We start from the raw sequence: 19,977 nt of genomic DNA, 5'->3' as shown, positions 1-19,977 counted from the left end.
TCATTCATTAAAAGGATGCTCATTATCAAAATCAGGTTTGTAATGTTCGCTGCTTTCCATATCCTGAATCCACCCCCTGTGAAAGCCATATAAATCAAGTGCTTCAACAACCATTTGGTATTCGTCAGGATTTAATTTCCTACCAAGGTTCAAATTATTTTTCACATTAGGTGTTGGAAAATATTGCGACATCAGGGAGATATGAAGTAATGGAGATATTTCTTCAGATAATATTTTTAATGCATTTACACTGTTATCAACATACCCGGGTAAAACAAGATGCCTGATTATTACACCCGATTCAACTTGTTTATGCTCATTCAAACGGATTGATGTTCCTTTTTGTCTTACCATTTCTTTTATTGCAGCAATAGCTTTTTCAGGGTAATCAGGAACATCAGAAAGTTCTTTTGCTAATTGTTTATCGGAATATTTAAAATCGGGTAAATATACATCAACATATTCTTCAATATTTTTTAAAGTGTCTACTTTATCATACGCATTGGAATTGTATACAATTACCGGGTTTCTTCCTGTATTCCTTAATTTTTCAATGATATATTTTATCTGAGGAATACAATGTGAAGGCGAAACAAATCCCAATAAATTTATACCCTTATCAAGTATCTTTATTATTTTATCCATTGCATCGCTGAATTGCAAGCCTGTACCTACCATGTTTATTGAATTACAGCTTATCTGGAAATTCTGACAGTATATGCATTGTAAATTGCAATGTGTGAAAAACACATTACAAATTCCTTTTTCCCCGCATATTACAGGTTCTTCACCCATATGTATACATACTGAACCAATATTGCTACCGTCATCGCTTTTACAATAACCCGGCTTTCCATTAACCCTGTCTGCATGACACTCGCGCGGACAAAGCATACAATCTGTTAATTCATCAAACATTGAATGTTATTATTTGTTTAAAATATTTAAGGCAAAGTTCAGAAAATAATCGGTAATTTTGACAGCATAAAAAGTATTTTTCAATACCGGGAATAATATTTGATTTGACCGTAAACTCATTAATTTTATTAAATGCCTGACATCATTCATCTTTTGCCCGATAATGTTGCAAACCAGATAGCAGCCGGTGAAGTAGTTCAACGTCCTGCATCAGCTGTTAAAGAATTGCTTGAAAACGCTATTGATGCCGGCGCTACGCAAATAAAACTTATTATAAAAGATGCAGGAAAAACACTGATTCAAATTAATGATAACGGTTGCGGAATGTCGGAGACCGATGCCCGGCTTAGCTTTGAACGTCATGCTACTTCAAAAATAAAAAATGCTTCCGATCTTTTTAATATAAGAACCATGGGATTTCGCGGCGAAGCCCTTGCCTCTATTGCAGCTATTGCACAGGTTGAACTTAAAACAAAAAGAATTGACGATAACATAGGAACGAATATTTTCATTGAAGGTTCGGAAGTCATCAGCCAGGAAGCCTGTCAATGCAGCGAAGGCACTAGCATTTCAGTAAAAAACCTTTTTTATAATGTTCCGGCCAGGAGAAATTTTCTAAAAAGTAATGCTGTTGAAACCAGCCATATCCTTAATGAATTTTATAGAGTTGCTCTGCCTTTTCATAATATTGCTTTTGACATGTATCATAACAATAGTGAAATGCATCGCCTACCTGCTTCTTCGCTAATGCAACGAATAATAAATATTTTTGGCAACAATTACAATCAACGTTTGCTTGCTGTAAATGCCGAAACCAGTATCTGTAAAATATCAGGATATGTAGGCAAGGCAGAACATTCAAAAAAAACCAAGGGAGAACAGTTTTTCTTTGTTAATAACCGTTTTATAAAAAATGCATATCTTAATCATGCTGTGGTTACGGCCTTTGAAGAACTTTTGCCTGAAAACTCATATCCATCCTATTTCCTTTTCATCGATATTGACACAAAAGAAATCGACATCAATATTCATCCTACAAAAACCGAAATCAAATTCCTTGATGAAAAAAGTATTTATGCGATAATAAAAGCTGCGGCAAAGCAATCGCTCGGGAAATTCAGTATCGACAGCATTGATTTTGATATTGAAAAAAGTATTGATATCCTTCCTTTGAAAAAAGGAGAAATGGTAAAACCTCCAACAATTAAAATCAATCCCGATTATAACCCTTTTGAAAAAAACAAGAAAGATATTTCATTCTCTTCATCAGGCTTCATCAATAAAACGAATAAAGATAACTGGGAAAAAATTTATCCCACAGATGAGAATATTCAGCTTAAAATAGATCATTCCGAAAAAAGCAGAGAGGATAAAAATAGCGTAGATACTGATAAAAACAATATCATTCCTGAAGTAAAACGAAAACAATTCATTCAGGTCAATGCAGCGTATATTATTACGCAATTGAAAACGGGCATCATGATTGTTGATCAGCAAAACGCCCACGAAAAAATCTTATTCGAACATTTTATTGCACATTTAAATAATAACAACTTTCAAATAAAACAACAGCAGCTATTCCCAGAGGTCATTGAATTTAATGCTTCCGATTCAATGCTGATAAAAGAAATCATACACGACATTAAAGCCATTGGTTTTGATATTGATGAATTCGGACCAAGTTCATACGTTATAAACGGCATCCCTGCTGACCTCCAGGAATGCAACACGAAACAAATACTTGAAAACTTGCTTGAACAATATAAAATCACCGGCAATGTTCCGACCGATGAAAAAAATATTTTTATTGCTAAAGCTCTCGCAAAAAGTTTATCCATAAAGCATGGGAAAATACTACAACAAGAAGAAATGCAAAATTTAATTGACCAGCTTTTTGCTTTCCCATCGCCCGATAAAACTGCCGATGGGAAAAATACATTTTATATAATCCCTTTTTCTGAAATGGAAAAGAAACTACATTAAAAAAAATATTATGCAACAATTTCAGCCCACAGGATTCAGGATACTTCCACCGGTAGTTAAAAATCTATTAATTATCAATGCACTGTTTTTCCTTGCTACGCTTGGAATTGGCGCTGCATTCGGTATTGATCTTACAGAAAAAATGGGAATGCATTATTTCGGTTCTCCCCTTTTCCATCCCTATCAACTTATTACCTACATGTTCATGCATGCTAATTTCAGTCATATTTTTTTCAACATGTTTGCACTATGGATGTTTGGCAATGTATTAGAAAACTACTGGGGACCTAAAAGATTTATGACTTATTATTTCATTACAGGACTGGGAGCTATTCTTATACAAATGGGCGTAAATTATTTTCAAATCAGAACGGCCCAGGCTAATTTACCACCAGAGATAATTAGTGATGTTTTAACGAATGGTTATAAATATTTACAAGAAGGAAAAAATTTCATTAACCCTGATGCAGCAAACTTAAACATACTATATCATACACCTACCATAGGTGCATCAGGTGCGGTATTCGGTTTATTGCTTGCATTCGGAATGATGTTCCCGAATTCATTAATATATATCTACTTTGCCATACCTATTAAAGCCAAATGGTTTGTAATTCTTTACGGAGCCATGGAATTATTTTTTGGGGTAAGTAACAGTGGTGGTGATAACGTAGCTCATTTCGCACACCTTGGCGGTATGCTATTCGGATTCTTACTTATTATATTCTGGAACAAGCGAATCAAAAATAAGTTTTTCTGATCATGTACAACAGGAACTTTTTAGACGAATTCAAGAAATTCTTTCTCAGCCGTAATATGCTGTCGAGACTGATTTTGATAAATGTCATCGTTTATATTCTTGCAAACATTTCCAGTTTAATTTTATCACTTTACCAAATACCACACACACATTCGCTGTTTACTGATTGGTTTGCCGTTCCTTCCAATCCTGAAAGCCTGCTTCAAAAACCGTGGACCATTTTCACATACATGTTCCTGCATGAAGATTTTATGCACATCCTGTTCAACATGATAATGCTGTACTTCGGAGGCTCACTGTTCCAACAGTTTCTTGGCGGTAAAAAATTACTCACCACTTATATTTTAGGAGGGATTGCAGGTGCGGCAGTATATATTCTTGCATTCAATTATTTTCCTATGTTCAGCGAGATTACCAAAACATCTATGGCGCTTGGAGCATCCGCTTCTGTGTTAGCTATACTGGTTGCTATTGCTGTTTATATTCCTGATTATTCCGTTATCTTATTCCTTTTCGGTAAAATTAAAATGAAATATATCGCAATGGCTCTTGTGCTAATGGATATATTAAGTATAGAAAAAGAAAACCCCGGCGGACATATAGCTCATTTAGGCGGAGCATTATGGGGATTTATTTATATTCTTTCAATCAGAAAAAATAAAAATCTTTTCTTGTTTTTAAACCCGGTAAAAAAATTCTTTACAAATATTTTTAAACCCAAACCTAAACTTCGTGTTGAATATAAAAAGCAACGCCCCGTTAACGATGATGAGTATAATAGGATAAGAGCAGAAAAACAACAGAAGATAGATGCTATCCTTGATAAGATTTCTAAAAACGGTTACGATAGTTTAACAAAAGAAGAAAAAGAATTTTTATTTTCTACAAGTAATAAAAATTAATTCATCAGAAAATCCATTACTTTAAATTCTGTTCTGCGGTTGTTGGCACGACCTTCTTCTGTATTATTTGTATCAATAGGAACCGTTTCCCCATAACCTTTATATGTTAATCTTTCTTTGGCAATACCATGTGTAACCAGGTATTCATAAACGGCTTTTGCACGGTTTTCGGAAAGGGTTTGATTGTATTTATCATCACCAATATTATCGGTGTGTCCGCAGATCTCAATTTTCATTTTCGGGTTTTTATTTAAAAGACCAAAAAGTTTTTCAAGCTCAGCAGTTGATTCCGACTTTAAATCAAATTTATCCGTATCAAAGAAAATATTTTTCAGAACAACCGTTTCTCCTTTTTTGATAGGCTGTAACGGTATATCTTTCAGGTAAGGATCCAGTTTAGAATGATCGCCTGTTAAATTAAAATTTTCAGAATAAAATAAATAACCATCTTTTGAAACATTAAGCGCATAGTCGTTTTCCGAAGGTAAACAAACTAAAAATTCACCTTTTACAGAATCAGAAAATGATTCAATAACGGTCTTTCCTGTTTTCAAATCGATCAGTTCAAACTTAGCTTTCAGCTTATCTTTCGAAAGGCTGTTATACACAGAACCTTTCATATATGTAACAGCGCTCGGTCTTGCAGCTTTATATAATTCAAAATAATAAATATCGAACCCCCCTTTACCACCTTTTGTATCGGAAGCAAAATATGCTTTATCGCCTTTTGAATTTACAATCAGGTAGCTTTCATCAGCGCTCGTGTTTATAGGATATCCAATATTTACAGGCTTTGTCCAGTTGCCGGCAGTATCTTTCCTTGAATAAAAAATATCATATCCACCTAATCCCATATGACCATTGGAAGAAAAATATAAGGTTTTATTATCGGGGTGGATGAACGGTGCCATTTCTCCTCCATTGGTATTTATTGAATCGCTAAGCCTTACAGGTTTTCCCCAGACTCCACTTTCGCTTTTTGTAGTCATCCAAATATCCATATCTTTTCCCCCGGCACGGGCGCTTGTAAAATAAAGATTTTTACCATCAGAAGAAATAGAAGGTTGTGAATCCCATCTTTCGGAATTTACAACAATACCCATATTTTTGGGGACACCCCATCTGTCGCCATTTTTTAACGAGACATATAAATCGCAACTGCCATATCCATCGGGCTTATTGCAAGAAGTAAAATACATGCTCTTTCCATCAGGAGCAATGCACTGTGCACCTTCATTCCCTAAGGTATTTATAGGTATACCCATATCAAAAGCTTTATGCCAAATACTATCGGTTCTGTAACTGATATAAAAATCTTCCTGTTCTTTGTTTCCCATTTCCATGGAATAATTTTCTTTAGGTATCTTACGGGTTATAACCAGCGTTTTTTCATCGGCAGTAAGAGAAGGAAGGTACTCGCTCAATTCGGTATTGATGCTATCGCCCATATTTACCGGCTTAAAAGGAACAGGATTATTATAAGCATCTATTGCAAAATTACATGACTTAATAGCATATTCTGCACGCTTCACATTTATAACATTACCTTTTTTTGAATTAATAAAACTCTGAAGATATTTTTTTGCATCAACATACTGACCGCCTAAATATGCATTAAAACCCGCATTCATAAAGTTATTCGGGAAAAAAGCAGAGTCGATATCTATAGCCTTTTTATAAGAAGCTGTTGCTTTTTCATATTCTTTTTTATCGGAATACAAATCGCCCATCATCATGTATGCTTCAATAAACTTAGCATCTGCTTTTACAGCTTCATCAAGCGATTTTAACGCATTGTCATTATCGTAGGTATCATAATATTTTGCTGCTTTTTCGTATGCCTTAATAGCTTTGTCGGATTTGGTGGTGTACTTATAAGATGTGTTCTGCGCTTTACATGACACTATTAGTGTAACAAGAAAGATATATATTATAAAACTGTGTTTCATCAGAAGAAGATTTTATTATGGAATATTCATATATTTATGTGACTGAAGCGAAATACACCATTTTGGGTTTACAAGAATATAATTGACAATTTTATTTATCATTTCTTTCCTGTTACGCCATTCAGGTTGCAAAAAAAGATGTGATTTATTTTTCATTTTTACAGCATTTTCTTCTGCCCAGATAAAATCAGTTTCATCTTCAATAATAACTTTAAGTTCATCCGCTTTATTATAATACCCGGGAATAATCACAGAATTTCTTTTAGGCGAAAAACATATCCAGTCCCAGTTACCGCTCAAAGGCTGTGTTCCACTGGTTTCAAGAAATGTTTGAATATTATTTTTTTTCAATTCATTACAAAAAAAATCAAGGTTATAATTCATTGGCTCGCCTCCTGTAATTACAGCTGCATCAGCTTTACAGGTCAAAGCATTTTTCACTACCTGAGTTACATCAACCAATGGATGGAGTTCGGCATTCCACGATTCTTTTACATCGCACCAACTGCAACCTACATCACATCCACCAATTCTTATAAAATAAGCAGCTTTTCCTGTATGATACCCTTCGCCCTGCAGCGAATAAAATTCTTCCATCACCGGAAGCATTCTTCCTTCATTTAATAAATCCATTTCATTTTTTTCAGTCATCAATAAACAAGCTCCCTTAAATAAATAAAAGAATATCGGAAAGAAATATTTAAATATACACTTCTTTTTTTGCAGCTCTTAACGTGTTCATTAACAATCCTACAATTGTCATTGGGCCTACTCCACCGGGCACCGGAGTAATTCTGCTGCATTTTTTTGAAACTTCATTAAATGCCACATCACCTTTTAAACGGAATCCTGATTTTGTTTCCGAAGATTCAACCCTGTGTATCCCAACATCAATAACTACTGCGCCATCTTTAACCATATCGGCTTTTATAAATTCCATTTTACCAATAGCAGCAATAAGTATATCAGCACCAGCACAAATCTCTTTTATATTCTTTGTTTTACTATGGCACAATGTTACTGTACAGTTTGCTTCATTATTATTCCTTGAAAGTAAAATACTAACAGGTGTTCCTACATTATTACTACGACCAACAACCACGCAATGTTTACCTTCGGTTTCAATTCCTGCGCGTTTAATTAACTGCATAATCCCATAAGGTGTAGCAGGAATGTGCCCCGGAAGATTTAAAACCATGTTACCAATATTCACAGGATGAAATCCGTCAACATCTTTTTCTGGTTTTATAGCACGTATAACTTTTTCAGGATTGATATGTTTGGGAAGTGGCACCTGAACAATGAATCCATCAATCTCATCATCATTATTTAAAAATTCAACCACATCCAATAAATCTTTCTCCGACATTGTTGCAGGATATTTATATACCGACGACATGAATCCAACTTCCTTACAGGCTTTCTCTTTATTTGCAACGTAAGTATGACTTGCAGGGTCATCGCCGACAAGAACGGCTGCAAGATGAGGAGCTTTTATTCCCTTATCAAGCATCTTTCTAACTTCATTTGCAATTTCGGTTCTAATATCTTCTGCTATTTTTTTTCCGTCAATTAATTCCATATTAAAAAAATGTTTGTTGTTTTTATGTTGTTATTAATAGTCATTAATGGTCATTTGTTGTGAAATAAATTTTGTTTACTGTTAACCATTACCTTTTTAATAGTTCGTTAAGTTTTTACAAAATGCAGATAATTACAGATTTCTCGCTATTGCTCGAAATGACAAAATAATACTGCATTTTGTCATTTCGAAGAATGAAAAATCTCAAAACTTAACGAACTATTGACCTTTTCATAATTTCAATAATCTCTTTGTTCATATTAAACATTTATCATTCAACATTAATCATTTTAAAATTCTGCATTCTCAATTCTAACTTCTAAATTACTTTTCTCTTTTAATATTTATTCTTTCTTAAAACCAATTTGTTGTCTTGGTTTTGGTTTCTCGTGTTTCTCAATAAGCTCATCGAGATAACTAAAAACTAATTCAATATTTTTATCATGATTCGATAGTTTCTTTTTTATAGCCTCAACTTCAAGTCGAATATTTAAATTCTCAACCAGCATCTCACGTATCTTTGTAAAAATACGCATGATCTGAATATTTACCTGTATGGCTTTTTCACTATTTAAAACTCCTGAAAGCATAGCTACACCCTGTTCTGTAAAAGCATACGGCAAACTTCTTGTCCCTCCCCAACTTGATATTCCAATTTGGAATTTCAAGTTCTCGAATTCATGTTGGGTTAATTGAAACATAAAATCATCCGGGAAACGCATTATATTTCTTTTTACCGCTTTATTCAAGTTTCCTGTTGTTACTCCGTAAAGCACTGCCAAATCTTTATCTAACATTACTTTTTTGTTTCGGAGCAGATATATTTTACTACTTATTATTTCGTCAGGTATTAACTGTAAATATTGCTTTGACATTTTTTAAAAAAATTCATACAAAATAAAATTCTGTATTCTCACTTCAGCATTCTGAATTCACTTACCTCTTAGCATTCCGCATCATCTGCATCATTTTGCTTTTATTGCCGCCGCTCATCATTTTCATCAGTTTGCGTGTATCTTCAAATTGTTTTATCAACTTATTTACTTCGGCAATATCGGTTCCGCTACCTTCGGCAATTCGTTTACGGCGACTACCATTAAGTATTTCCGGCGTTTCGCGTTCCTTTTTTGTCATTGAATAAATAATGGCTTCAATGCTTTTAAAAGCGTTATCGTCAATATCCACATCTTTCATTGCCTTGCCCATACCGGGAATCATCCCGATAAGGTCTTTCATATTTCCCATTTTTTTTATCTGCTGAAGCTGCGAAAGAAAATCATCAAAATTAAACTGGTTCTTTTGTATCTTGCGTTGCAGTTTTTGTGCTTCTTCTACATTGAACTGTTCCTGGGCTTTTTCAACAAGAGTAACAATATCGCCCATCCCAAGAATACGATCGGCCATACGTTCAGGATAGAACACATCAATAGCATCAAGCTTTTCGCCAATACCAACAAATTTAATTGGTTTGTCAACAACCGATTTTATTGATAATGCAGCACCACCACGTGTATCGCCGTCGAGTTTTGTAAGAACAACGCCTTCAAAATTCAGGCGGTCGTTAAATGCTTTGGCTGTATTCACTGCATCCTGACCGGTCATTGAATCGACAACGAATAATGTTTCCTGGGGATTAATTGCTTTTTTAATATTGGCAATTTCGTCCATCATTTCTTCATCAATCGCCAGACGACCAGCTGTATCGATGATTACAGGATTATAGCCCATTTCGCGTGCATGCGCTATTGATTTTTTAGCAATAGAAACAGGGTCTTTACTGCCTTCTTCGGTATATACTTTTACCTCTATCTGTTCACCAAGAACTTTCAACTGGTCGATAGCAGCCGGACGATACACGTCGCATGCAACCAGCAAAGGATTTCTTCCTTTCTTTGATTTCACATAACTGGCAAGCTTTGCCGAGAAAGTTGTTTTACCCGAACCTTGCAATCCGGCAATTAAAATAATTGCAGGACTACCTTTCAGGTTAACTTCCGTCATCTGACCGCCCATAAGCGAAGCCAGCTCGTCGTGAGTGATTTTAACCATCAACTGTGCAGGCGAAACCGATGTAAGCACATTTTGTCCTAAAGCTTTTTCTTTAACCTGCTCGGTAAAGGTTTTGGCAATTTTATAATTCACGTCGGCATCGAGTAATGCTTTACGCACATCTTTCAATGTTTCGGCAACATTGATCTCGGTTATTCTTCCCTGTCCTTTTAATAATTTAAAGGCTTTGTCAAATTTTTCGCTTATACTTTCAAACATTTTCTTATATTTTTCCTAAAGGGCAAAGATAGTGGATTTTTGAAAATCATTATCATGTTTGAATGGTTAATATGAATCATTTTTATTAGAAATTCATGAAGCATTTTAATGATTTCATTTTAAATTATTTTACCACGAAGAACTCAAAGAAATAAAGCACAAAGGTTCACAAAGAAAGATTCGTTTTTAATTTTTTAAAATATCATTCATATATATTAATTATTTTTGACAAAGCAAAACTCCATTTAATAGAATTTGAATTCAGAAAAAATATTTGATGTAATCATTGCAGGCGCAGGTCCTGCGGGAAGTGCATGTGCATTATGCCTTGCCGAATCAGGGCTAAATGTGGCTTTGCTTGATAAATCGACCTTCCCGAGAAAAAAAATCTGCGGCGATGCGTTAAGCATTGATGTTAGCAAACAATTGCCTTTAATTTCAAAAATACTTTCAGAAAAATTTGAAGCCCTAAAAGAAAAATCACCATCAAAAGGAGTAAGGATAATCGGGCCTTCGGGCGAACAGCTTGAATTTGAAACCATCCATAACAATTCTATTGTATATGTAGTAAAGCGACAGGTTTTTGATAAGTTGCTTAATGATTGTATTCATGAAACACCATCTATAAAATATTTTAATAATTGCAAAGTTGAATCGGTAAAGCAAGAGCCTGAAAACATAACCATATCAACAAGTTCAGGAATATTCAAATCAAAAATTCTTGTCGGTGCCGATGGTGCAAATTCAGTTGTTTCCCATTTTGTTACAGAACACCATAAAAGTAAGAAACATTTGTGTGTTGGAATAAGGGCTTATTACGGAAATGTAGAAGGCATGCACCACGATGGTCATCTTGAGTTGCATTTTTATAAAAATATTCTTCCCTGTTATTTATGGATATTCCCTATGCAAAATAAATGCGCGAATGTTGGATTAGGCTTAATGTACAGCGATATATTGAAATCGAAACAGAGTTTAAAAAAAATCATGCTCGATATAATTCATGAACATCCGAATGTTTCGCCACGTTTCAGGAATGCACGATTAGAAGATAAAATAGAAGCATGGCCTATCCCAATGGCTATGGATAAAAAAAATATCTCTGGTGAACGTATTTTACTTACAGGCGATGCAGCCGGACTGATTGACCCGTTTACCGGCGAAGGTGTTGGCAATGCCTTACGTAGCGGACGAATTGCAGCCGAACATATTTTGAAATGTTTTACAGAAAATAATTTTTCGTCAGCATTCAACAAAAATTATGATAAAGAAATTTACCGGAGAATGTGGAACGAGTTGCGCATCAGCAAATCCACCCAGAAAATTTTAAAATTTCCCAAGCTTATTGATTTTATTATTCACAAAGCGAATAACAATACATCCTTCCGCAACCTTTTACGTCAAGCCTTATACAGCGATGAAGTAAAAGAAAAAATCATCAAAAACCTTGTTATTAAAAAATAGATTATCAATAAAATTCAACCCTTTCGGGAATTTTGTTAAAAATTTTTTACTTCATTTTGGTTTTATCATCCTATCTTTGATGCCCGAAACTTATGGCATCTGAATTCAATCAACAGCTTAATTTTACTGAAAGACGTACATACCGGCTTCATTTATGGTATTCCATAATAGAAGGGATAATACTTGGAGTGCTTGCGTTAAATGAATTTATTTTTGTGCGCAGCATAAAAGGAAGCAATTACCAGTTAAGTATATTGTTTCAGCTCACAACCGTATTGCTGATATTTGCGGTTTTTTTTCACGAAATCCTTAAACGTGTTGAAAACAAAAGAAAAATGCTTCGTATAGTTGCTATTGTTACACGTCTGCCTTTAGCGCTGCTTTTCTTTTTCCCTGCAAACCCTGATGTTTATTTAGCAAGACCGGAATATCATTATTTATTTTTGATCATTTTTCTTTTTTATTATTTCGCCAATCCTATCATATATCCTTCCATTAACCAGTTATTAAAGAACAATTATAAACATATCCACTTTGGAAGATTATACAGTCGTGCTACCATATGGAATAAGATCATCATGATGATAGTTACATTCCTTTATGGCTACCTGCTCGATTATGATTATTACTCTTTTCGGTATGTATTACCAATTACAGCTATACTGGGCATTTATTCAGTTTACCTTTTAACACGCATACGTTTTCAAAAACAACCGGCAACAAATCAAAATCAAAAATTTTCAGAAGCAGTTAAAGAATCGGTAAAAGGAATATTTAAAATACTAAAAGAAAACAAGCCATACCAGCATTTTGAAATAGGATTCATGTTGTATGGTTTTGCATTCATGAGTACGGTAAGTGTAATCACATTATTTTTTTCAAACCAATTAGAACTGAATTATACCAGTGTTGCATTTTACAAAAACGGGTATAATATTCTCGCCATCATCCTGCTTCCCTTATTTGGCAGGCTTATTGGGAAAATTGACCCACGCCGTTTTGCAGCTATTACATTTTTTTCGATAATGATGTATCTGATTTTTCTCGTGTTCACTGAATATTTCCCTTACTATACCTGGATTGCCGATATTAAATTATATTATTTCCTGATCTTTTATATGGTTGGGCAAGGACTTTTTGCTGCAACCATGGGACTTCTATGGAGTATTGGCTCAGCATATTTTTGCAAAAATGAAGATGCGGATGCATACCAGGCCATTCATCTTACCCTTACAGGCGAAAGGGCATTGTTTGCACCAATACTCGGAATATTGTTTTATAATCTTTTTGGATTTGCAGCTACATTTTTAATTGGAGCCGCATTGTTATCAGCAGCAATCATAGTAATGCTATGGTCGTTAAAAAGAGATAAGAAAAAATCAATTGTTTAATCCTGACTTTCCGCGTTTCTTTTACGTTTCCGTTCTATTTCATCAAGTATAATTTTTCTCATGCGAATAGATTTTGGAGTAACTTCAACATATTCGTCAACTTTAATATATTCCATTGCTTCTTCAAGAGAAAACTTTACCGCAGGAATTATAAAAGTTTTTTCATCCGAACCGGAAGCACGCATGTTAGAAAGTTTTTTTGTCTTGATCAGGTTTATCACAATATCACCGCTCCTCGAACTCTCGCCCACTATCTGCCCTGCATAAACTTCATCATTAGGTTCAATAAAAAACTTTCCCCTGTCCTGTAATTTATTTATGGAATACGCTATAGCTGTTCCCATTTCCATAGCAATCAGAGAGCCATTGGTACGACTGGCAATATCCCCTTTCCATGGTTCATAACCTTTAAAGCGATGAGCAATTACTGCTTCACCTTCGGTAGCGGTAAGTATGCTATTTGTTAATCCGATCAGCCCTCTTGCAGGAATATGGAATTTCAGAGCTATGCGGTCGTTATGTTTTTTTATACTGATAATATCCCCTTTTCTTCTGGATACAATTTCAATAACTTTTCCGGAGAACGCCTCAAGCACGTGAACAGTAAGCGATTCAACAGGTTCACATTTTACACCATCAATAATTTTTTCAATCACCTGGGGTTGTCCCAGTTGGAATTCGTATCCCTCGCGGCGCATGGTCTCAACAAGAATTGAAAGATGTAAAATACCGCGTCCACGAACAACCAACCTATCAGGCGAATCGGTATCTTCAACTTTCAAAGCTAAATTCTTTTCTGTTTCTTTATATAATCTTTCGCGTATATGGCGTGATGTAACAAAAGTCCCTTCTTTTCCCGCAAAAGGAGAATTGTTAATTGTAAAAATCATGCTCATTGTTGGCTCGTCAACATGAATGGGAGGCATACCTTCCGGATTTTCAAAATCAGCTATGGTATCACCAATATCAAAATCTTCGGAACACAGAACTGCACATATTTCACCGGCGCCTACTTCATATTTTATTTTTTCTTTTCCTAATCCTTCAAAAAGATACAACTCTTTGATTTGAGATTTTACGATAGATCCATCGTTCTTAACTATCGAAACCTGCTGTCCCATTTTAATTGAACCTCTTGAAATCCGGCCAACAGCAATACGTCCCACATAAGATGAATAATCCAGTGAAGTAATTTGCATCTGCAAAGTTCCCGGTTTTTTTACCGGTGGTTTGAAATATTCAACAATGGTGTCAAGTAAATAGCTTATATCTTTTGATGGGGTTTTCCAATCTGCCGACATCCAGCCTTGTTTTGAAGAACCGAATACTGTAGGAAAATTAAGCTGTTCATCAGTTGCATCGAGGCTAAGCATTAGATCAAAAACGGCTTCCTGTACTTCATCAGGAGAACAATTCGGCTTGTCAACTTTATTAACCACAACAATAGGTTTTAATCCCAGCTCAAGAGCTTTACCAAGTACAAAGCGGGTTTGCGGCATTGGGCCTTCAAAAGCATCAACCAGTAATATTACTCCATCAGACATGTTAATCACCCTCTCTACTTCGCCTCCAAAATCGGAGTGCCCCGGAGTATCAATAATATTTATTTTTACTCCTTTATATCGTACCGATACATTCTTTGCAAGAATAGTAATTCCTCTTTCCCGTTCCAGGTCATTTGAATCAAGAATCAGATCACGTGTTTCCTGGTTCTCTCTGAATAATTTTACCTGATGCAGTATCCTGTCAACCAATGTTGTTTTCCCATGGTCAACGTGCGCAATTATCGCAATATTCCGTATTTCCAACGTTTCACTCATATAACATCCCTTCTTAAAAGAATTTGCAAAGGTAGTATTTTTAACCACATCAGAAACAAAAGCCCATACTTATGTATAACAAATAAGACTAAAAGAAAATATACATCGATAAAAAAAGGCAGTTACAAAAACTGCCTTCACTTAAAAATCATAAATAATATTTTATGCTTCAGCCTGCGCTTTGGCAAAATCAATAAGCACTTCACGCATGCGATCGCAAATACTTTCGTTTTCAATTAATGCCAAATCTTCTTTATTATCCTGAAACAGCCATTCAATAAGAACAGCATAATAATTCCAACCCATCAATGTAGTAAATGCAGCTTCAAAATCGGGCTCTTTCAGCGAGTTATAACGAACAGGAAGCTCAGGTAATTTTGCTTTGAACCTTTCGAATAAATCTTTTGCATAAACATCCGACCTGGTGTAGCCCGGCGATGTATATAAGCACCAGCCATGGGCATTCATCCAAAGTCCATTACCGGCAGCATTGTTATGCAAAGGAATAACAATAGTTGTTTTATATTTCGATGCCAGCGCTTCGCATTCGCGAACAAAAGCAACACGACCGGCAAGGCTATCGCTTTTAGGTTGAACAACAGCCGAATTTATTCCCTCTTTCCTGCATTGTTCATCAAGAAGTTTGCATTGTTTTAATGACCATACAGGTTCATGATGGCGGCCATCGGGGCTTTGCTTTCCTGCAACATTAGGCGAATGAGCAACTCCCCAAATAATTAAAAAATCTTTTTTCATATTATTTGTGTTTAGTTTGAATGGAATGCAAATTAAATCATTTTATCAATCTGAAATTATTTTACAAAAAAATAAAAAGTACTTTTATATTTTATTTCTATGATAAATATTTTTGTTCTTTGAATATTTTTTTAATTTTGCACTCCCTATTTGAAATAATGGCGAGGTAGCTCAGATGGTTAGAGCGTCGGATTCATAACCCGGAGGTCACGAGTTCAACTCTCGTCCTCGCTACTACTAAAAAAGCAGGATACCCAAGCCTGCTTTTTTTATATATAAAATATACTGTTTACATTTTATATTCTAAGCCATTCAATAAAACTTATGTTGGGTTCACTTCCAATATTGACGCCAGATTACAATCACACAACAGTAATTTGAATACAGATAAAATAGATTATTCATTCTCTACTAATCTCACACTCCAAAAGTCATCGGCTAAGTTTTCGTTTAGCAGGTAATCGTATGGCATAGTGAAATATCCTTTTTGTCCCCATTTATTTCCCCAGCTGTTGCGAACTATAAAACGTTTTGTAGTATCGTCATACCCTACAGCAAGTACCGCATGTCCACCACATTCACCTTCGGAAGGTTTTGGTAAATCAAGCTTGCCGCTTTTTGCAACAGCGCTGCTTTCAAAAGCATCATAAACGGTAAAACCAAACACAAAAGGATAACCTTCGGCAAGACAACTCTGCATTTGCTCAAGTTTGCGCGTTACACGCTGATACAGCAATGACTGATGTTTCAGCGCTTCAGTATAACATTTTGCATCAGGTTTTTTGGTAAATTTCGAAATAATGTAAGGCCACATTTTTTCAGGACATACACCTTTTTTATTTATTGATTTTATCCCGTCACGTATCATTGCACCGCTATCTTCGCTAATAGTTTGTTCCATTACACGTTCGTTGTAATAAATGAATAAGCGCGATGGAGTAAAAATACTTTTAGCTTTTTGTTTCATTAAATTAAATTCAAATGCAGCGCTAATGGCGTTAGCAGTACAACTACCCAATTCGCCCTGGTCATAAATACCGGGACAGGATTTTCGCAAATCTACTTTTTTAGGAAGTTTTGCTTTAATTGGTTTAGGTGCTGAATAAACTAAATCGCGATGATCCGGTAAATCGGGCAACCATCCGAAACGAGAGATTTTGTGTGGCATAGGTTTTTGTATTTAAGTTTAAGAAATTTATTTTTTAATTAAATATTATATATCTGATTATTTTTATTCCACAACCTTTTCCAAAAAACGTTTTACAATTGCAGTTTTAGTTTTAATATTTTACTCCTTCCCTCTCGCACTATCCTACGCCCTTCCCCTTTGATAAGGGAATGGGACGTGAATGGAATAAAATTATTTTTTCACTACTTTGATTTTCTTTGTATTCTTTGAATTCCCCCACGACCAGCATGTAATACATAAATTCTTCTCAATTGTATTTTCCTGCGCATCGGGAAGCAAAGGAAAAAAATTTATTCCGGTAAATATTTCAACACTATCAATACTTACGGCAAAATTTTGCAATGGTTTATCAGAACTTGCATTGGGAAAAATAAAACCTATTCCTTTAATTTCAGGATTGGAATAGTCAAGAACAACTTTATAAAAATATTTTGGTACTGAAACATTATCTATTCCTATTGTAGGCAGGTCTTTTGTTAATACAGGCCCTGTAACTACATAAACCGTATCATTCTCAATTGCCCATGTCCGCACCAATTCTTCCAACTCTTTCCAAATGCCACGATTGAAGCCGGGTAGCTGAGGACTTACATTACTATAAAAAAATGATTCTTTCATTGTTACAGACGACCACCCCATATCAGCTGCCGGCGCCAGATGCCCTTTATCATAACCAGAAGATTTATAGTCCTTATCGCTGGCTGTACCCGTTGATATATTCGGATCAGCAGTAAATTCATTTGCTCTTTCATACAATGAATTTGTTTCTTTACCAGTAAGCTCATATGCAACCCAGTTCGACTGTTTAAATTTTGAATTGTATGATAATGTATAGGCTGTATGCGATATTACAACTTCTCCGGGTTGCGTTTCCGGAATCTCAACATCTTTTATGTATGCTGAACTAATATTTTTAAGAGAATCAATTGGGGCATTTGTTTTATTGCTATTATTACTTGAATTTATTTGTTCTTTATTATTTGCTGAAGGGCTTGTACAGGAAGATAGCCAAAGTATAGAAAACAAAACTATTAAGACTGCTGAAAATTGCAGCGAAAATACTTTCAATAATATGTTCGTTACAATTAGTCTTTTAATATTGTTAATTTTCATTCTTTCAAATTGCAAAAACATATCTTATATTATTAAACCACTTCGTTAAGAATACTACTTTTCAGTTAAGTATTATATATCACAGAATGTCATATTGAGTTTATCGAAATGTGAACATTCTGTATGACGGTCATCCTTCGATGAACTCAGGATGACCGCCATTTCGAAATTAACTTAACACTTCATATATCATTATCAGCTACAAAAATATTTATAAAAGTCAGAATTCAAATTCTTTTTCTTTTTCCAATACTATCAAATGGTCCGGTACTTCTTCCCATGAGCTGCATTTTTTTGCAACATTTCTTTTAAACGTATGAAATAACGCCCTGTTATCAAAGCTTTCGTTAGGGAAATACTGTTTTAATGTTTCTTCCAATGCTTTTCGAATATCCTTATTTAGATAGTCAATAATATAGTCAATTTTTATTCGTGCCATAATTATATTTTTTTAAATTCATAAAACATATTTATTTATACTCGTTCTTATTCATTTTGAAAAAATTATTAGAACGAGTTATGCCGATAGTAAAGCTTGTTGAAAGATTATTTTTGCAAAGTTGTTACGTATCGGTATAATTATCGCTTATGCCCATATAATTTACAGGATTATCGTGCATTAATATTTTTAATTCATCAGTATTAAAAATCATTTTAAAATTATTATAATACAAATGCATATTTACCTTATCAGTAAAATACATCACATCGAAATCGGTACCAAACATCAGGCGGGTTCTGAACTTTTTATTTTCGTCCCATATTTTTTTCACAGTCATTAATTCTTCAGTATTTGTGTAACACGACAAATCGGAATACACATTTTCATTTTCATTCATCAACCGGATAATAGTATCTGCCCATTCATGCCTTTCAGAACAGCTTCCAAGATGAGCAAAATCAATTTTTAGTTTTGGATATTTTTTCACAACGGGTTCAAAGTTTATAGGATTTCCAAACTCCGCATATTTCCATTCGGTGCTTGGAGGGAAACCACTTTTTCCGCAATGAAATGTAATGGGTAGATTATTATCGCTGCAATATTTGTAAACGCTGTCCATTGGCTTGCATTCAGGATGGTAACCCATACGCGGATAAAGTTTAACTCCATAAAATTTTGCTTCACCACTAAAAAAACTACCACTCAGCAATGCGTCTATCATTCCCGGGCGACGCGGATCGATAGCTATAAAAGGATACAACTCGTTCTTACGTTTTTTTACCAGTTCCATCAAATTATCCAGGTGAAAACAAAATCCGCTTGTTTCATAAAAACCATCTGAAGTTGATAATTTTAATTTCCTGCTTTTATTTTCAATAAAATCTTTAACATCCCGTTCTTCTTCAATTAGCTGTATTGTTTTAGTAATTTGAGTATTTGCACCTCGTGTTGCTTTCAGCATTTTTTTCTTTTTCAGCAGGTAATCACTAAAGTCGTCAAGTATTTCATTCCAACTATCCTTAAATATTTTTTCATCAACTGGAATTGCTTTTAAACTTTTTAAAGATTGCAAATCCTGGTCTTTATCAAGCGGATAAGCGAACATGTAAAAAATATCCATCATAAGAGGAGTGATACGAATATTTTCTGATGGGAATGCTTTGGCTGCCTCCTTTTGAAGAAAGTCAAGGTTTTCTTCTTCTGTGCTCCCGGCAGCATGAATCAATTCATATAACTGACGAAGAAATTCTTTCAGCTCAGATAATTTTCCTTTGGATGATGAATACATTGCTTTTGTTTGCGGTTCATGCCAGGGATATTTAAAAAACAAAATATCATGTAACAAACTTTTAACTTCTTTTAATGCATACTTCAATGTGAAGATATGGCAATGTGCATCGTAACGATAATAAGTACTCATGATTTTAATTTATTAAATCA

General features: G+C 34.7%; 17 protein-coding genes and 1 tRNA gene. 6 read left to right on the top strand and 12 right to left on the bottom strand.

The features are described from left to right. Window positions 1-918: a 4Fe-4S cluster-binding domain-containing protein gene (locus PKK00_05190; GenBank protein HNW97791.1), complete on the bottom strand. Its 918-nt coding sequence runs from the start codon at window positions 916-918 to the stop codon at window positions 1-3. A gap of 132 nt (window positions 919-1,050) precedes the next feature. Here PKK00_05190 and mutL point away from each other — a divergent pair, with 132 nt between their 5' ends. The 3 genes from mutL to PKK00_05175 are packed head-to-tail and all read left to right on the top strand — an operon-like array spanning window position 1,051 to window position 4,563. Next, window positions 1,051-2,901, top strand: coding sequence for a DNA mismatch repair endonuclease MutL (mutL, locus tag PKK00_05185; protein ID HNW97790.1), 1,851 nt, complete (start codon window positions 1,051-1,053; stop codon window positions 2,899-2,901). 10 nt (window positions 2,902-2,911) lie between these two features. Next, the gene (locus PKK00_05180; GenBank protein ID HNW97789.1) at window positions 2,912-3,661 is read left to right on the top strand and encodes a rhomboid family intramembrane serine protease; all 750 of its coding nucleotides are present in this window, start codon (window positions 2,912-2,914) and stop codon (window positions 3,659-3,661) included. Window positions 3,662-3,717: 56 nt separating this feature from the next. Continuing rightward, window positions 3,718-4,563, top strand: coding sequence for a rhomboid family intramembrane serine protease (locus PKK00_05175; protein ID HNW97788.1), 846 nt, complete (start codon window positions 3,718-3,720; stop codon window positions 4,561-4,563). On the opposite strand, the gene PKK00_05170 is transcribed toward PKK00_05175, so the two are convergent. From PKK00_05170 to ffh, 5 genes are all read right to left on the bottom strand, one after another. Next, on the bottom strand, window positions 4,560-6,512 hold the full coding sequence (locus PKK00_05170; GenBank protein ID HNW97787.1) for an OmpA family protein: 1,953 nt from the start codon (window positions 6,510-6,512) through the stop codon (window positions 4,560-4,562). The genes PKK00_05175 and PKK00_05170 overlap by 4 nt on opposite strands. A 15-nt stretch (window positions 6,513-6,527) precedes the next feature. Then, complete coding sequence (locus PKK00_05165; GenBank protein HNW97786.1) at window positions 6,528-7,145, bottom strand: 7-carboxy-7-deazaguanine synthase QueE; 618 nt, start codon at window positions 7,143-7,145, stop codon at window positions 6,528-6,530. A gap of 67 nt (window positions 7,146-7,212) precedes the next feature. Further along, window positions 7,213-8,094: a tetrahydrofolate dehydrogenase/cyclohydrolase catalytic domain-containing protein gene (locus PKK00_05160; GenBank protein HNW97785.1), complete on the bottom strand. Its 882-nt coding sequence runs from the start codon at window positions 8,092-8,094 to the stop codon at window positions 7,213-7,215. Window positions 8,095-8,438: 344 nt separating this feature from the next. Continuing rightward, the gene (locus PKK00_05155) at window positions 8,439-8,969 is read right to left on the bottom strand and encodes an ORF6N domain-containing protein (protein ID HNW97784.1); all 531 of its coding nucleotides are present in this window, start codon (window positions 8,967-8,969) and stop codon (window positions 8,439-8,441) included. 61 nt (window positions 8,970-9,030) lie between these two features. Then, window positions 9,031-10,362: a signal recognition particle protein gene (ffh, locus tag PKK00_05150; protein HNW97783.1), complete on the bottom strand. Its 1,332-nt coding sequence runs from the start codon at window positions 10,360-10,362 to the stop codon at window positions 9,031-9,033. Window positions 10,363-10,617: 255 nt separating this feature from the next. Here ffh and PKK00_05145 point away from each other — a divergent pair, with 255 nt between their 5' ends. Together PKK00_05145 and PKK00_05140 are read left to right on the top strand one after the other, a co-directional pair. Beyond that, on the top strand, window positions 10,618-11,826 hold the full coding sequence (locus PKK00_05145; protein ID HNW97782.1) for a geranylgeranyl reductase family protein: 1,209 nt from the start codon (window positions 10,618-10,620) through the stop codon (window positions 11,824-11,826). 92 nt (window positions 11,827-11,918) lie between these two features. Then, on the top strand, window positions 11,919-13,217 hold the full coding sequence (locus tag PKK00_05140) for an MFS transporter (GenBank protein ID HNW97781.1): 1,299 nt from the start codon (window positions 11,919-11,921) through the stop codon (window positions 13,215-13,217). On the opposite strand, the gene typA is transcribed toward PKK00_05140, so the two are convergent. Next, window positions 13,214-15,037: a translational GTPase TypA gene (gene typA, locus PKK00_05135; protein HNW97780.1), complete on the bottom strand. Its 1,824-nt coding sequence runs from the start codon at window positions 15,035-15,037 to the stop codon at window positions 13,214-13,216. The genes PKK00_05140 and typA overlap by 4 nt on opposite strands. Before the next feature lie 162 nt (window positions 15,038-15,199). Beyond that, complete coding sequence (locus PKK00_05130; protein ID HNW97779.1) at window positions 15,200-15,793, bottom strand: N-acetylmuramoyl-L-alanine amidase; 594 nt, start codon at window positions 15,791-15,793, stop codon at window positions 15,200-15,202. A 160-nt stretch (window positions 15,794-15,953) separates the two neighbouring features. Here PKK00_05130 and PKK00_05125 point away from each other — a divergent pair. Then, window positions 15,954-16,027 (top strand) — tRNA-Met (locus PKK00_05125). Between the two features lie 163 nt (window positions 16,028-16,190). Here the strand turns inward: PKK00_05125 and PKK00_05120 are convergent. The 4 genes from PKK00_05120 to PKK00_05105 form a co-directional block, all read right to left on the bottom strand. After that, window positions 16,191-16,961 (bottom strand): C1 family peptidase, encoded by a 771-nt coding sequence (locus tag PKK00_05120; GenBank protein HNW97778.1) that lies wholly within the window; start codon window positions 16,959-16,961, stop codon window positions 16,191-16,193. A gap of 192 nt (window positions 16,962-17,153) precedes the next feature. Continuing rightward, complete coding sequence (locus PKK00_05115) at window positions 17,154-18,095, bottom strand: DNA/RNA non-specific endonuclease (GenBank protein HNW97777.1); 942 nt, start codon at window positions 18,093-18,095, stop codon at window positions 17,154-17,156. Between the two features lie 220 nt (window positions 18,096-18,315). Then, window positions 18,316-18,534: a hypothetical protein gene (locus tag PKK00_05110; GenBank protein ID HNW97776.1), complete on the bottom strand. Its 219-nt coding sequence runs from the start codon at window positions 18,532-18,534 to the stop codon at window positions 18,316-18,318. A gap of 124 nt (window positions 18,535-18,658) precedes the next feature. Beyond that, window positions 18,659-19,957, bottom strand: coding sequence for an amidohydrolase family protein (locus PKK00_05105; protein ID HNW97775.1), 1,299 nt, complete (start codon window positions 19,955-19,957; stop codon window positions 18,659-18,661). Window positions 19,958-19,977: the final 20 nt, after the last annotated feature.

Source organism: Bacteroidales bacterium, from assembly GCA_035353855.1.
GTDB lineage: Bacteria > Bacteroidota > Bacteroidia > Bacteroidales > CG2-30-32-10 > DAOQAK01.
Note: the sequence above shows the minus strand (reverse complement) of the source record. Positions and strands in the feature narration are given on the sequence as shown.